This is a genomic window from Pseudomonas arsenicoxydans, assembly GCF_006438915.1.
Lineage (GTDB): Bacteria > Pseudomonadota > Gammaproteobacteria > Pseudomonadales > Pseudomonadaceae > Aquipseudomonas > Aquipseudomonas arsenicoxydans_A.
This window is the reverse complement of record NZ_RCZE01000014.1, coordinates 136,640-150,369: the sequence shown is the minus strand read 5'-3', so window position 1 is coordinate 150,369 and position 13,730 is coordinate 136,640. Positions and strand designations below refer to the sequence as shown.

At 58.3% G+C, this 13,730-nt stretch carries 17 protein-coding genes and 1 pseudogene; 10 read left to right on the top strand and 8 right to left on the bottom strand.

Going from position 1 to position 13,730, the window contains the following annotated elements; all coding sequences use genetic code 11:
• Positions 1-20: 20 nt before the first annotated feature.
• Positions 21-884, top strand: a complete 864-nt coding sequence (locus tag EAH78_RS26330) for an NmrA family NAD(P)-binding protein (RefSeq protein WP_140670459.1) — start codon at positions 21-23, stop codon at positions 882-884.
• 130 nt (positions 885-1,014) lie between these two features.
• Positions 1,015-1,395, top strand: a complete 381-nt coding sequence (locus tag EAH78_RS26325; RefSeq protein WP_140670456.1) for a RidA family protein — start codon at positions 1,015-1,017, stop codon at positions 1,393-1,395.
• Positions 1,396-1,443: 48 nt separating this feature from the next.
• Here the strand turns inward: EAH78_RS26325 and EAH78_RS26320 are convergent, their stop codons facing one another.
• Positions 1,444-3,156: an amidase gene (locus tag EAH78_RS26320; RefSeq protein ID WP_140670454.1), complete on the bottom strand. Its 1,713-nt coding sequence runs from the start codon at positions 3,154-3,156 to the stop codon at positions 1,444-1,446.
• A gap of 277 nt (positions 3,157-3,433) precedes the next feature.
• Here EAH78_RS26320 and EAH78_RS26315 point away from each other — a divergent pair, with 277 nt between their 5' ends.
• Entirely contained in the window at positions 3,434-3,862 is a 429-nt protein-coding gene (locus EAH78_RS26315) for a DUF1801 domain-containing protein (RefSeq protein WP_140670551.1), read from the top strand.
• Positions 3,863-3,983: 121 nt separating this feature from the next.
• The gene (locus tag EAH78_RS26310) at positions 3,984-4,319 is read left to right on the top strand and encodes a hypothetical protein (protein WP_140670451.1); all 336 of its coding nucleotides are present in this window, start codon (positions 3,984-3,986) and stop codon (positions 4,317-4,319) included.
• A 316-nt stretch (positions 4,320-4,635) separates the two neighbouring features.
• Here the strand turns inward: EAH78_RS26310 and EAH78_RS26300 are convergent, their stop codons facing one another.
• Positions 4,636-4,932 carry a DUF7693 family protein gene (locus EAH78_RS26300; protein ID WP_140670446.1) on the bottom strand — a complete coding sequence of 99 codons (297 nt, stop codon included), beginning with the start codon at positions 4,930-4,932 and terminating at the stop codon, positions 4,636-4,638.
• Between the two features lie 192 nt (positions 4,933-5,124).
• Between EAH78_RS26300 and EAH78_RS26295 the strand changes: the two genes are divergently transcribed.
• Positions 5,125-5,514: a c-type cytochrome gene (locus EAH78_RS26295; protein ID WP_140670444.1), complete on the top strand. Its 390-nt coding sequence runs from the start codon at positions 5,125-5,127 to the stop codon at positions 5,512-5,514.
• Between the two features lie 3 nt (positions 5,515-5,517).
• Here EAH78_RS26295 and EAH78_RS26290 read toward each other — a convergent pair whose 3' ends face one another.
• Positions 5,518-6,201, bottom strand: coding sequence for a class I SAM-dependent methyltransferase (locus EAH78_RS26290; RefSeq protein WP_140670442.1), 684 nt, complete (start codon positions 6,199-6,201; stop codon positions 5,518-5,520).
• 112 nt (positions 6,202-6,313) lie between these two features.
• Here EAH78_RS26290 and EAH78_RS26285 point away from each other — a divergent pair, with 112 nt between their 5' ends.
• Entirely contained in the window at positions 6,314-7,129 is an 816-nt protein-coding gene (locus EAH78_RS26285) for a glucose 1-dehydrogenase (RefSeq protein ID WP_140670440.1), read from the top strand.
• 194 nt (positions 7,130-7,323) lie between these two features.
• Here the strand turns inward: EAH78_RS26285 and EAH78_RS26280 are convergent, their stop codons facing one another.
• Positions 7,324-8,763 carry a DUF1254 domain-containing protein gene (locus EAH78_RS26280; RefSeq protein ID WP_140670438.1) on the bottom strand — a complete coding sequence of 480 codons (1,440 nt, stop codon included), beginning with the start codon at positions 8,761-8,763 and terminating at the stop codon, positions 7,324-7,326.
• Between the two features lie 539 nt (positions 8,764-9,302).
• Here EAH78_RS26280 and EAH78_RS26270 point away from each other — a divergent pair.
• On the top strand, positions 9,303-9,647 hold the full coding sequence (locus EAH78_RS26270; protein ID WP_140670433.1) for a cupin domain-containing protein: 345 nt from the start codon (positions 9,303-9,305) through the stop codon (positions 9,645-9,647).
• A gap of 56 nt (positions 9,648-9,703) precedes the next feature.
• On the opposite strand, the gene EAH78_RS26265 is transcribed toward EAH78_RS26270, so the two are convergent.
• Positions 9,704-10,006: a DUF4189 domain-containing protein gene (locus tag EAH78_RS26265; protein ID WP_140670431.1), complete on the bottom strand. Its 303-nt coding sequence runs from the start codon at positions 10,004-10,006 to the stop codon at positions 9,704-9,706.
• Between the two features lie 351 nt (positions 10,007-10,357).
• Between EAH78_RS26265 and EAH78_RS26260 the strand changes: the two genes are divergently transcribed.
• Positions 10,358-11,230, top strand: coding sequence for a DNA/RNA non-specific endonuclease (locus EAH78_RS26260; protein ID WP_140670429.1), 873 nt, complete (start codon positions 10,358-10,360; stop codon positions 11,228-11,230).
• A gap of 170 nt (positions 11,231-11,400) precedes the next feature.
• On the opposite strand, the gene EAH78_RS26255 is transcribed toward EAH78_RS26260, so the two are convergent.
• Positions 11,401-11,637 (bottom strand): hypothetical protein, encoded by a 237-nt coding sequence (locus EAH78_RS26255; protein ID WP_140670427.1) that lies wholly within the window; start codon positions 11,635-11,637, stop codon positions 11,401-11,403.
• Between the two features lie 203 nt (positions 11,638-11,840).
• On the opposite strand from EAH78_RS26255, the gene EAH78_RS26250 reads away from it, so the two are divergent.
• Positions 11,841-12,182 carry a hypothetical protein gene (locus tag EAH78_RS26250; protein ID WP_140670425.1) on the top strand — a complete coding sequence of 114 codons (342 nt, stop codon included), beginning with the start codon at positions 11,841-11,843 and terminating at the stop codon, positions 12,180-12,182.
• Between the two features lie 245 nt (positions 12,183-12,427).
• Positions 12,428-12,820 (top strand): GFA family protein, encoded by a 393-nt coding sequence (locus EAH78_RS26245; protein WP_140670423.1) that lies wholly within the window; start codon positions 12,428-12,430, stop codon positions 12,818-12,820.
• Between the two features lie 165 nt (positions 12,821-12,985).
• On the opposite strand, the pseudogene EAH78_RS26240 reads toward EAH78_RS26245, so the two are convergent.
• Positions 12,986-13,162: pseudogene (locus EAH78_RS26240) on the bottom strand (GyrI-like domain-containing protein); the annotation flags it as partial.
• A 33-nt stretch (positions 13,163-13,195) separates the two neighbouring features.
• Entirely contained in the window at positions 13,196-13,648 is a 453-nt protein-coding gene (locus EAH78_RS26235) for a hypothetical protein (RefSeq protein ID WP_140670419.1), read from the bottom strand.
• Positions 13,649-13,730: the final 82 nt, after the last annotated feature.

The following is a 13,730-nucleotide window of genomic DNA, read 5'->3' as shown; positions in this document are numbered from 1 at the left end:
TTTGAATGTGGAGTTTGGTAATGAAAACGTTCTTGGTGACAGGCTCAACCGGCGCCACCGGTGCGCCGACCGTGAAATACCTGTTGGAACAGGGCCATCAAGTGAAGGCGCTTGTCCGTCGTGAAGACGAACGTTCGCAGCAGCTCAAGGACCTCGGTGCTCAGGTGTATGTGGGCAATATGCTTGACTTGAAGTCGCTACGCCTGGCCATGGAGGGAGTCGAAGGCGCCTACTTCTGCTATCCGCTGAGTGATGGCCTGGTGGAAGCGGCGGCGCTGTTTGCCCAGGCGGCCAAAGAGCACGGGGTCAAGCACATCGTCAACATGTCGCACAAACAGTCGCGACCTGATGCACGTAGCCAGGCGACCCTCAATCACTGGATGTCAGAGCAGGTATTCACCTGGGCGGGCATTCCGACCACGCACCTGCGCGTGACATTCTTTGCCCAATGGATGCTCTACATCGCACCGTTGATTCGTGAAGGTCGATACCTCACGCCGTTTGATGCCGATAGCCGGTTTGCGCCGATTGCGGCCAGCGATATTGCACTGATTGTTGCCAACATCCTGCTCAAGCCGCAAGGTCATGGTGACAAGGCGTACCCTTTGCACGGCCCGATCGAGTACAGCCACGAAGAACTGGCGGGTGTCTTGAGCAGCACCCTGGGCAAAGAGGTGCGTTATGAGCAAGTGTCGGTCGAGGCGTTTGTGAAATTACTCGGTCTGGACCATGACCCTGCGTTTGCCGTGCATTTCAACGCGGTAAAAATCGATCAGCGCGAGAAGCGTCTGGAAGGTCTGGACAGCACAGGCACCACGATCATCGGCCAGGCATTGCTGACCCCCGCACAGTTCATCGAACAGCATCGGGAGCAGTTGATGTAAGTAAGGAAAGGGGGCGCCAGACGCAGGCGCTCCATTTCTCTGGTCGTTCTTGAACAGCATTTCGCCGTTGGGCTGTAAACTGGCCGCCTGATCGCGACAGCCCTTTTACTTCCTCAAGCACGAGATCCCCATGGCTAACCAAGACATCACGTTCATCCCTGATTCAGACCTGGATTCCATCTCCTCCGACGTTGCCGGTTTTGGTGGGCTGCTGGTCTCCACTCAGATCCCTACCCGCGCCGACGGCAGTCTGGAACTGGGCGGCATCGTCGAGCAGAGCGAATGCACGCTGCAAGCGCTCAAGTCAGCACTGGAAGGTGCCGGCAGTTCGATGGATCGGGTGTTGCACCTGACCATCTACCTCACCGACATGGCCGACCGCGCCGCGTTCAACGAGGTCTACAAGCGTTTCTTCGCCAAACCATGGCCGGTTCGCGCCGCTGTGGGCGTGGCCGCCCTGGCGGTTGAAGGCATGCGTGTGGAAGTGACCGCGATGGCGGCCAAGGCCTGAATCGTTGAACGGGATTGGGGACTGCACAGCCCCAATCCCGTTCACTGTTTACGGCCGGGTTGGCAGTGGCGGGGTACGCGGCGGGATCAAGCGTTTTGACCCGGTGGCTTCGAACGCCGACGCCAGACGCAGCAGCGACGAATCGTCATAGGCGCGACCGGCGAAGGTCAGCCCGACCGGCATGCCAATGTCCGGCATTACGCCCATCGGCACGGTGACGGTGGGCACCCCGAGGTGGCGGATGGCGAGGTTGCCATTGGCGACCCAAATGCCATTGCTCCACGCAATGTCCGCGGACGCAGGATCGACATCAGCGTTCGCCGGGCCAACGTCAGCCACCGTCGGGAACAGCACAGCGTCCAGCCCCAAGCGATCCATCCATTCCTCAAGATCGATACGCCGCGTGTGTTCAAGCCCGCGCAAGCCATCAGGCACGGTGGTGATTTTGTTCCACGGCGTGATGCCGCGTTCGGCCATCCGCACGTACTCGTCCATGCCGGCCGCCAGATCGCCTTCGCGGTTGGGCAGTGTGCCGGGGTCGTGAGGGAAAATCAGCGGTCCGTCGACGTCGACCAGGCGGTTCAATGCCGGGTCGCCATTGGCCTGAAGGAAATCATCGAAAGCCCAGGCTGTCAGGTCCCACAACTCATGGTGCAGGAACTCCTTGGAGACGATGCCGCGATTGAACACGGTCGGCGCACCCGGACGGTCGCCTTCGCAGTTGGAGACCAGCGGGAAATCGACTTCGACCACATCGGCGCCAGCGGCTTCGAGGGCCTGGCGAGCGGATTCCCACAGGCCGATCACCGAGGCGCGGGTGTTAATTCGTTGCCCGGTCGGTCCGCCGATACCCGGTGATTCGCTGGTGCCCGCTTCGAGATCTTTGTTGATGTACATGCGCGGCACGCCGAGCCGTTTGCCGGTCAGTGCCTCGGGTTGTGCGGCCAGGTCATGATAGGAAGCCGGGCGCACGGAGGTGACACTCGGAATCGGCACCCAGGGTTGCATCCGCCACAAATCACCACGTGTGTCCGGGTCCTCGGCCACCACCACGTCCAGCACTTCAAGCAGGTCCGCCATGGTCCGGGCAAACGGCACGACCACGTCCATGGTCGGCGTCAGCGGCCAGTTGCCGCGCACCGAAATCACCCCGCGCGAAGGCGTATAGGCGCACAACCCATTGTTCGAGGCCGGACCGCGTCCACTCGACCAGGTTTCTTCCGCAAGGCCGAACGCCGCAAAACTGGCGGCAGTTGCCGTACCGGCACCGTTCGACGAACCCGAGGCGAACGGCGCGGTGAGGAAGTCCGCGTTGTACGGACTTTCAGCGCGACCATAGACCCCGCGCTGCATGCCGCCGTTGGCCATGGGCGGCATGTTGGTCTTGCCCAGGCAGATGGCGCCGGCGCCGCGCAGGCGTTCGATGGTGAACGCATCGCGATAGGCAATCAGATTGGCGAAGGCCGGACTTCCGGACGCGGCGGTCAACCCCTTCACCAAATAACTGTCCTTCGCTGTGTAGGGAATGCCATCGAGTGGGCCCAGCGTCTCGCCTTTGGCCCGACGGGCATCGGAGGCTTGCGCTTCGTTGATTGCGTCGGGGTTGCGCACCACGACCGCGTTGAGGGCAGTAGCGGTGTCGGCGCCGTCGTAGGCATCGATCCGGGCGAGATAAGCCTGCACCAACTCGACCGCCGTGGTCTGGCCGGATTCAAGCGCAGCACGCAGTTGCGCAATGGAAACCTCAGTGACTTCAATCATGCTGTGACCGCCGACTGCTGATGGGAAACGTGGAATTCAGGGGCATCACTTTTCTGAAAATGGCTGTTCATATCAATTCTCGTTGCACTGCATGACACGGCAGGGGCTGGACGGGTGACCTGAGCGTTGCATTTTGGCATTAAGCCGGGAGCAGAGGAAACGCTGTCCGCCGTTCGTGCCGGACGGGGGTGCCGTCAGTCAGGGACATTCGAGCGGTGGGCGAGCGGCAACTATCATGAGGCGGGTCAAAACCATCATGAAGAAGGTCATCACCATCATGAAGAGGGACGAGACCGTTGCAAAAACCGCAGAGACGCAAGACGCCTCGGCGCTGATAGACGAAAGAATCAAGGAACTGAGCGATTGGCGGGGCGAGATGCTCAGCCATCTCCGAATGCTTATCCGTCAGGCCGATCCCGATGTGGTGGAGGAATGGAAGTGGCGGGGCGTTCCGGTCTGGTCTCACGCCGGGATCCTCTGCACCGGGGAGACCTACAAAAGCGTCGTCAAAATGACCTTCGCACTGGGCGCCTCGCTGGAAGACCCTTCAGGACTTTTCAATGCCAGTCTCGAAGGGAATACCCGCCGTGCGATTGATGTGCATGAGGGCGAAAAGGTCGATGAAAAAGCGTTGAAGGTGCTAATCCTCGCCGCCGTGGAACTCAACCTGTCGCGGGCGGCGGCTCGGCGAAAACCGGCCAAGTGAACGGAAATCGGGCTAACCCCAGCTCAAGATTTCTGTAGGTGCTACCAATTGGCCATCACCTCCATTAGAGTGTGCGCCGCCCGAGAGACGGATCCCGGGCACAATCTCATGGAGTTTTTCAGTGAAGTACCTCAGTAAAGTTGTCGCGGTTGCTCTGTTCGGTCTGGTTTTGGCGGGTTGCACCGGTGCCCCGATGAACACCCAGCACTATGACGCCAGCCAATACACCGTCCTCGGCCACAGCGAAGCGACCGCCACCGGCCTGTTGCTGTTCGGTGTGATCCCGATCCGGCAGAACAGCCGTTTTGTTCGCGCGCAAGACGCGGCGATCAAAGCCAAGGGCGGCGACGCGATGATCAACACCCAAGTGCAGGAAAACTGGTTCTGGGCCTGGGTCCTGACCGGCTACACCACCAAGATCTCCGGTGATGTGGTCAAGCTGAAAAACGTTCAGTAAGCGTAGATTCCTGTCGGTTGGCGGGAATGCGTTGACGTGAAAAGCCCGGTTTATCCGTAATGCTGTTCACTTAAGACAATCTTCAGTCGAGTAAGAACCCTGTGGCGAGGGGGCTTGCCCCCGTTCGGCTGCGAAGCAGTCGCAAAACCGGACAACTCGGTTTGTCTGAACGGACGCTGAGGGCCGCTTCGCAGCCCAACGGGGCGATGCGGCGTTCCGACAAGCCCCCTCGCCACAAATGTGGGGTTCGCGCTTAAGTGAACAGCATTACGGTTTATCCGGGCTTTTTCGTGGATGGCGTTTGACAGGGGACGCCTCAGCCCTCGGTCAGTAGCCGCTCGATTTGCGCCAGTTCCCAAGCGCTGAGGAAGCTGACCGGGTCGGTGCCGAAACGCTGCCAGCCTTCGAGTTCGCCCTCGCGGCCGTCGGGGCTGAGGCAGCGTTGACAGTGGCGCACGTGGACGCCGTCGACGTCGAGGGTCAGGCGCCAGCCTTCGATGTCGACCTGAACCTGGCCAGGTCCGGAAGACTGATCGAGGCGCCGAAAAGAGCGGATGCCCAGGGCGGCATCGCGCAATGTCTGATAAACCTCGCGGGCGGTCAGGGGGGGCACAGGTGTCTCCAGTCAATGTTCGTCAAGCGTCTATGCGCCCGGCACAGGATAGAGACTGCGCTTGAAGCTGTCAGCGAGTAACCGTAAATGACGCCGTGGGTTACGAAGTCAGCCACTCTTTGCGTAGACTTTCGCACCTGCAAGCAGGCGCCCATCCTTTCGCGCCTGACGAAACACGATTGGGAAATGGACATGAAGAAAGCCGCTGCACTCACTTTTACCGTGCTGCTCACCGCTGGAGTGTTCAATTTCCAGGCGCACGCGGCCGGCGATGTTGAAGCGGGTGCCACTTTGTTCAAGCGGATCTGCGGGGGCTGCCATCAGATTGGGGAGTCGGCGCGAGGTTCATTTGGTCCGCAGCTCAACGGCATCTTTGGCCGCCAATCCGGTGGCACCACGGATTACCAGTATTCCGACGCGATGAAATCCGCCGGTATCGTCTGGACTCGCGAAACACTGACCGCCTACCTTGAAGCGCCGAAACAGGTGGTCCCCGGCACTCGCATGATTTTCTGGGGGCTCAGCGATCCGGAAAAGATCGAAAACCTGCTGGCTTACCTGCAAACCTTTCAGCCGCAGTAACATTCACAATTGCGATGACTCCCTCCGCTCGGCCACCAACACCAACGACTGCGGTACAGGACTTTGCGGGTGCTGCGGTTCCTGCAAGGTGACCAGCCGAAAACCGGCCATGTCCAGCGCATTGAGCCAACTGGACAAGGTGCGGAAATACCAGGGCATGGGTTGCCACTGGCCCTCGAACCCGGCGAAAGTCTCTTCCCGCCAACCATCCTGATAGTCACCAGCCGCTGCGGTCCACGGATGCAGTGTCTGAATCACCAGCGTGCCGCCAGGAACGAGCAGGGCGTTCATGGCCGCAAGCAGAGGGATGATGTCCTGGTGCAACAGTGCGAAGTTGGCGCAGATCAGGTCGTAGTCGTTGCCGACGTTGACCTTTGCTTCCACCAATTCCTCATAACTCGCCACATGTACCGTCGAAGAACCCGCACCCCGCGCCGCCTCGACCAGTGTCGGATCACCGTCCACCCCGACCGCCTCGATGGCCCGGTCAGCCAACGCGCGCATCAACCAGCCCTCGCCACAGCCCAGGTCGAGCACGCGCTCGGGCTGCCGACCCATCACCGCCAACAGAATGGCTTGGTCGGTGACCTGTTGGCGGCTTTCAATGGCGCCGGTGCGGATGGCTTCGATCCAGGATCGAGCGTTGTGGTGCCAGCTTTGGAGCAAGGTGGATTCGCGGGCGGGCATGTTGATGTCCGGTGTTGAGGGTTTGGATGAGAGGATAGAACATGTGCTTTACGTTAGGGGTGCTAGTGTCTGGACTTAGCATTCATCAAGCCAGGGAGTCTCAGGATCATTTATGGACAAAAAGCTCACCTCCAAGACTGCGATCGTTACAGGGGCAGCCCAAGGAATCGGCGCCGCGATTGCCCGACTCTTCGTGCAGGAGGGCTGCTTTGTTTACGTCACAGATATAAATGACGAACTCGGCAGAACGTTTGCAAACTCACTCGGTGACCGCGCCCGTTATCTGCGCCTTGATGTGCGGCGGGAAGACGATTGGCAACGAGTGACGGCGCACATTTTGAAGGAGCGCGGCAGGCTGGACGTCCTGGTGAACAACGCAGGGATTACCGGGTTTGAACAAGGCGCCGTGCGGCATGACCCGGAACATGCGCGTCTGGAAGACTGGCACGCTGTGCATCACACCAATCTCGACGGTGTCTTCCTCGGTTGCAAGTACGCCATACGCGCCATGCGGAATCCAGGATCGGGCTCGATTATCAACATCTCCTCCCGCTCAGGCCTGGTCGGCATTCCAGGAGCCGCGGCGTACGCATCGTCCAAGGGCGCGGTTCGCAATCATACAAAAACGGTGGCGCTCTACTGCGCCGAGCAAGGCCTCACAGTTCGGTGCAACTCCATTCATCCGGCAGCCATCCTCACGCCGATGTGGGAGCCCATGTTAGGCACCGACGCAGGTCGTGAAGAACGAATGGCCGCACTGGTCCGGGATACTCCGCTTAGACGGTTCGGCATGCCGGAAGAGGTGGCGGCCGTGGCGCTGTTACTTGCTTCGGATGAAGCGACGTACATCACCGGCAGTGAGTTCAACATTGACGGCGGCCTGTTGGCTGGCACGGCTGTGACGCCAACTAAAGTGGATGACAGCTGAGCCTGGCTCAGCGCATGGGTGTTTGTGTGAAGGGCAGCAAACGGCCAAAAGCTGCCTGTCGTGACATGTAGTATTTCGCCCAAAGCGCCCCGATTTAATCCGCTTGGTGTAGTTTCGTTATTCAGACTGGACACCTATCGAAACTGCAAAAAAAACCTCCAATGCAAAGCATTGGAGGTTGCGCTCCTGCTTGCTTACTCAACTTTGACGATCTTCGGCGGTATCCAAGTGTCGTTCAACACCGAAGGTGTCGCTGGGTCCGGCCAATACATGCGCAACATGGGCACGAAGTCTCCCTTGGGCGCCGGCAACCAATTAGCTTGCTTGGACTTACCTGGTGAATCGTGCTGGAAGTACAAGGTCAGTGAGCCGTCAGCGTTGTATTTGAGGTTGTCACGCGGGCTTACGGTGAACTTGTTCAGGGCATTCGGAGTAAACCACCAGCCCTTATCGACTTCGTACATGGTGATCGACCAGAAGCCTATCACCGGCGGGGTCTGACCTTTGGCAAAGGTCAAGGTGTACTTGTGTGCGCCGTTCAGCTTCTGCCCGTCGCTGTCGACCTCCGTGTTCGGATACACCGCGTCCTCTTGCAGGTTGGCGGGCCAGCCGAAAGCCGCTACTACCGCGCGTTTCATGTAGTCGGTACCGTAGACGCCAAGGCCTTTGGTGACGATCCAACCGTTAGCCATCCGACCCATTGTCTGTTTATTGTTGCCGATCAGGGTCAGTGCGTCTTGCGGTAGGTTTTTGATCGCGCTTTGTACGGCCGGGTCTAGCTTACTCAGTTCGAAGGGCTTGCACGGCTCCAGACCGATGGTCGCCATGCGCGCCAGGAGCGGCGCATCTATCGCGGCTGGTGGTGCATCCTTGCACATCAACGCGGCCAGCTTGTTGAAATAGCCCTCGGTGCCCATATCAAGAATGACCTTTTGTGGCGCGTCGGTCATGCTGAAACCCGGGTTGGGATTCACTGGCGGTGCCTGGTAAGTGTAGGGCTTACCCCATGCTGAGAGCGGAGTGACTTTGTATTGGTCTTGCAAGGCGTTGACCGCCTTGTAGTCCTTCTCGCTACCGTTTGCATAGGTCCGCCCCAAAATGACTACATAACGGGTATCGGCCTTTATTTGGCTCATGCCTGGGGGCACTGTTCCCCGCCACCCGGGTCCGGTGACCAGGTAGTTGGCGGCCTTTCCACCGGTAGTCCGGGCGCCCGGGGTATGGAAGTCGGTCATCCACAAGTCGGTGAAGGGGAACAGGTAGAGGCGTTTCCCCATGTCGGGGTGACTGAACACCTGTGGCTCGCTGAGATCGAGCCAGTTGATGGAGTACAGGGTGTCCGCGTTGGGCGCAGACACGGCCCGTTGCTCCGCTGGTGGATAGCGCTTGATATTGAGAAATTGCCCCATTGGCGCGTGCAAGCCTTCAGTCTTGGCGACATTGCTCATCTGCACCCGGGTGATTTCCGTGGTAAGCAGCGAATAGCCATAGACATAGGCGTCTTCAGCAATCTGTCGGGCTTCCTCGGTCTTTATTTGAGTACTTGCGGCTTGGTTGTGTTCGGGTGAATGACTGCCACAAGCAGCCAGACTCAAAGTTATGGCAGAAAGTAAAAATGAGTGTTTACCAGTCATAGTTCCGTTTCCTTTTGAAATCGTCGTAGTCACAAACAGCCGCAAGTAATCCTGAGTGCATACCGAACTTTAGACCGCCTCAGCTATCACGATACTTTTTTTTCGCGCACCCTATATGTCGCTATCCACGTTGCGTGTGGGTATGCAAACGTCAACCTCGGGTCGACCACTACCTATCCGGACAGACCGCTTCGGGTCGTTTTCAGCCGGTCGCAACAGGCAACTATTAGCTAAAGCAGCCAGTACAGATCTTGTTGTTCCCGAAAGCTGCAAAGTCACGTACGCATATGCGAACTCACTACAACTCCCTCTGTGACGAGAACTCAGTTTCCCGCCACAGAGGCTCGTATGTACTCCTTCAACTCAACCTTGCTCTGCCAAACCGTGCAGGTTCTCGGACATTTCCTCCAGATCCTGGCTGATCGCGGCGCCTTGCCTGGCCTGTCCGGCGCTGGTCGACCCTTCATCGACTCTCGACCGCTGACCTTTTTTTGGGTGTCTACTGCTAGTCAGATCCGATGTACTGAGAGGAGCATGTGATGAGCAACGAGCCGGCAGTACCCGAGACAAAAGGCGTTTCGGTGCAGTTACTGGCAACGATTGACCTCGGTCCTGAAATCGAGGGGATGGCGGGGCGCCAACTCAGAATGCGCAAGGTGACCATCGAGCCGGGAGGCGTTTTCGGGCCGATTCACAACCATATAGATCGACCAGGCACCGTCTACATCCTGCAAGGAACCATCACGGATCACCGCAACGGAGTCGCCACGGACTATGGGCCAGGAGTGGGCTGGCCCGAAGACAGGAACACCACGCACTGGCTTGAGAACAAGGGGGCGATAACGGCGGTAGAGATCTCGGTCGACATTGTCAGGCAGGGATAAGCTCAGGTCCGCCGCCAGCAATATAAGCTGACGTTGCAGATAGCGGGACTTGGTCGTTATTGATTTTTGCACTCCGCCAACACCACTTGGCAGGTCTTCGGCGTGCCACCTGAGCGGCCGGCATAGCGTATGCAATTATCCAGGGATTTCTTGCGCGCGATGTTCAAGGTATCGCCCCAGGCCAAGCCACCCTCGCCGGCAGTGGGTAGCGCTTTTGCATAGCAATTTGAGCCAAAGCTTGAGAGCGCATAGGGATCCCGGTGCGCTTTGCTTGAACATCCGGCGGTCAGCGCCAAGCTGAGGGCGAGCAGGGAGGGCAGGAACCATGACCGGCATTGGCGCGCTGTTTTTTCGGTCATCCTGTTTCCCCTGATCAAGAGGCTGGAGATGTGTTTAGGATTGTCCTCTACTCAGATTAGACGGTGCAGCACCAATGGAGAGATCGCTGTCAGTCAGCATCTGTTTTCTCGACCGTCGTCATGAAACTCGTCACTCAGGACCGGCCGCTTACGTTGTGATGAATGTAAACGCCGCTCAGCACTAACTGGATAAGTGGTGGTCAATAAACCCCGCACGACCACCAACGGTATTTTGATCAAGGACTGTGAACGCATGATCACCGCAACATAATCCGCCATCGCCTCCACCTGGTTCCGTGAAACGGGACTCGCCATCCGTTTATCCCTTAATCCAAATCGAAGATCTAAAGCATGTACCTACGCAAAATTGCAGTTGGGCTGTCGGCCCTTGTTTTGCTCTCGACCGGCGCGCAAGCCCGCAGCCTGCTGGATCTCCTAAAGCCGCCCGCGCAGCATCAGGAGTCAGCGTCCCACTCGGGCTCGATCAGCCAGAGCGCGGCGCTGGACCTCTATTCAAGCAAACAGAAACTGGCCTCGTTCGACGGCTGTGCGGATCTGTTCCCGGCAGCCAGGCCGATCAACATCGCCACTGTGCCGGCCACCATGAACCCTTTGGCGTTGTGTTCCGACAACTTTGCGGTGCTGTACTCGCAAACCAGCAGGACGCCGCTGGTGGTGGTAGAGCGATTGAATGCCGCCCAGCTGCAGGACGCCAAAGGGGAGGAGCGCACCAATCAGTTCTACCCGGACCCACGCATTCCCAAAAGTGGGCGGGCAGAGTTGAGCGACTACCGTAGCCAACACCCGGCCGTGGACCGCGGTCATCAATCCCCTGCCGCCGATGCACCGAACCCCAATGCCATGGCCCAATCCTTTGCGCTGTCGAACATGGTGCCGCAAGACCCGACCAACAACCGCAAGATCTGGAGCAAGGTCGAGTCGGATGTCAGGAAGTTTGCCAAGCGAGCTGATGGCAATGTGTTTGTGTTTACCGGCCCGATCTTTGACCCGGGCCACAGCACCATTGGCGACAACAAGGTCTGGGTGCCGACGCGCCTGTTCAAGCTGGTTTACGACGCCTCGTCGAAGCGGGCCTGGGCTTATGTTTTGCCAAACGCAGAAACCCGCATCGAAAGACCGATGGACTATGACGCTTTCGTGAAAACCACGGGGCTCAAGTTGCTGGGTAATTTACCGGTCACGGGTTCAGTGGGGCGCACCTGACCCCTAAGCAAATGCGCTTTGAATGACCAGGTGTTGTTGTTCAAGGTGCACCGTCAGATTGCCCGGCGCGTGCAAACACGGTCCTTTTAAAGGAAGTAGCGCGTCATGTTCACCGGCTCCCCGAATGCCCTGGCGCAGTTAGGGAGGTCGAGCCTGTCATTGGCCCGACGCTAAAGCCACGTATTCACCACCCGCCGATCCAGCTCCTCCCAATCCGCCATGCCCAGCACCCGCGTGGTGTTCAACCCGCGCAAATAACCGCGCAACTGATGGGCGGTGGCCCGCGTGAGTTCGGGGTCACTCGTAGTTTCGCTCATCAGCACGGTTTCGTACTGGACCAGGTACTCGGCCACCCGGTCACGGAAATCCGGCAAAACCGCGTCGCGGATCAGGTCAAAAGTTCTCAAGGCGTGATCCTCATCAATCTTTTCTGGTGGTGATTGAGTGTGCATCCATCTGCGTGGCGCGCAACTATTGCTAGACGTAATAGTGACCATTACCAAACGCAAGTTCTTCTTTGTCGACAATAGTCGGAAAATCGCCTCCATCGAACACGCGGCTAAAAAAATGTGCGTGATGAACCGAACCTTTTATTTTCAGGAAGAGACCGATGCGCCCTTTATTCGTATCAGCCACGGCAATTGCCTCGGTGTTGCTCGCCGGTTGTGCCTCCGCGCCGAATAACCCAACCCTGACCTTGCAGACACGCAAGACCCCGGCCCAATACGCCGACTGTGTCGTACCGAAATTGCAGGGCAGTGCGTTGAACCCGACCGTCTCGCAGACGTCGCGCAGCTACAGGATCGTGGTGCCGAGCAAAGTCTCGACGGACAATGTGCTGGAAGCCTACAAGGCCGGGAGCGGCGGCAAGGTGTTCATTTATGAGCGGCATTTGCTGGCTTCCAGCCTGTTGCCTTCGAATTTTCAACGTGCCGCACAGGATTGCATCTGACTCCGGATCAAAAGCGTTTTTTACAGAGCTCCTTTGGTTGGCCGCAACCAACCAATTTTTTACCCCGCACTGCATTCGGTGGCGGGGTTTTTTTTTGCTGCCAATAAACAAGGCCTGCTACACGGGCTGATTGTTCTCGTTTGTGGGGCCGTCTTTTGTGCCACCTGAGTGAAAGAGGGAGGGTCGCTCCGTGCTGCTATCTTCATAGCACGCTTGCAGCGGTGTGATTTCAGAGGAGGTGCAGCATGGATCGATTCACCGGCGGTTGCTTATGCGGCAACGTCAGGATTGTGGCCTCGGGCCGCCCCTACCGGGTCGGCCTTTGTCACTGTCTCGATTGCCGCAAGCACCATGGGGCGCTTTTCAACGCCTGCGCGATATTCCCTCAGGAGGCCGTGACGATCGAAGGCGAGACAGGCGATTACGCCGGGCGGTTTTTCTGTCCGCGCTGCGGCTCGTCGGTATTCGCCCGCTCGGGCGACGAAGTCGAAGTGAACCTGGGGTCGCTGGACGTCCCTGACCAACTGATGCCCACCTACGAAATCTGGACCGTGCGTCGCGAGTCCTGGTTGCCGGCGTTCCCGCTTACGAGACGCCATGAGCACAATCGGGAGGAAACGGGGCGCTTGGAGGAGTAGGCACTGGCAGGTTTACTGTCAGGCGTAAGGTTGAGGCGATAAACAACAAAAAGCCCGCTTCGGCGGGCTCTCTGTTTGGGGTCAAATCCATTTGTCAGTTCAATCTGCGCTCCGTTCTGTAAGCGTTTCGTGAAAAACATGTGGTCGAAATGAAAAAGCCTTGCGTCAGGCCTGAATAACGGCAGACGGCATGGGGCCGCGGGCCTCGAAAACCAGGTATTTGCCTGCCTGAATCTCGACGTTTTCGAATTCCGGGTTCGGCGTACTGACGGACACGCCCGCCGTCACCTCGTAAGCGCCGCTGGCGTCAGACTCGTAAGCCGAATACACGCCGACAATCGGCGCGTCAGGTGCCTGACGCTGGTCACGCCGCCGCTACTTCGCCTTGGCACCTTGCTTGATATCCCCACAGAAAATATCAACGTTGCCATCAGTCGATGCCGTTCGCACGACAATGGAATACCCACCCGCCAGCAACACCGACATGGCAACAGGCGCGGTCCTTGATAACGTCCAGCCGCGTATTGGCTGGCGTTCGGTGTTGACCTGATCATTCATGGCGTAGGCCACTGCTCCAGGTTTTTCGCAGCTGCCTTTATAAATGAACGTATAGAGGCGCAAGGGCAGGGTGACGCCGCCTGGCGCGCCGCTGATGAAGAAACTGAGTCCGGTTTTATTGTCATAGCTGGACAGCGTTACATCGCCGATCTGACCGGCGTTTTGCCGTGTGGCAATCAACGGTACAGTTACGCTTTTGTCTGATGATGTGGCGCAGCCGAAAAGCGTTGCGCTGACCAGTAGCGCTGCCAGTGACGGTCTGAACTTCATGGCCAAACTCCTGTGTCGAAGAACTGCGGGAGTGATTAGCCGGTATAGCTCATTAATGGTATTTCTGATGTTTTCCACACGA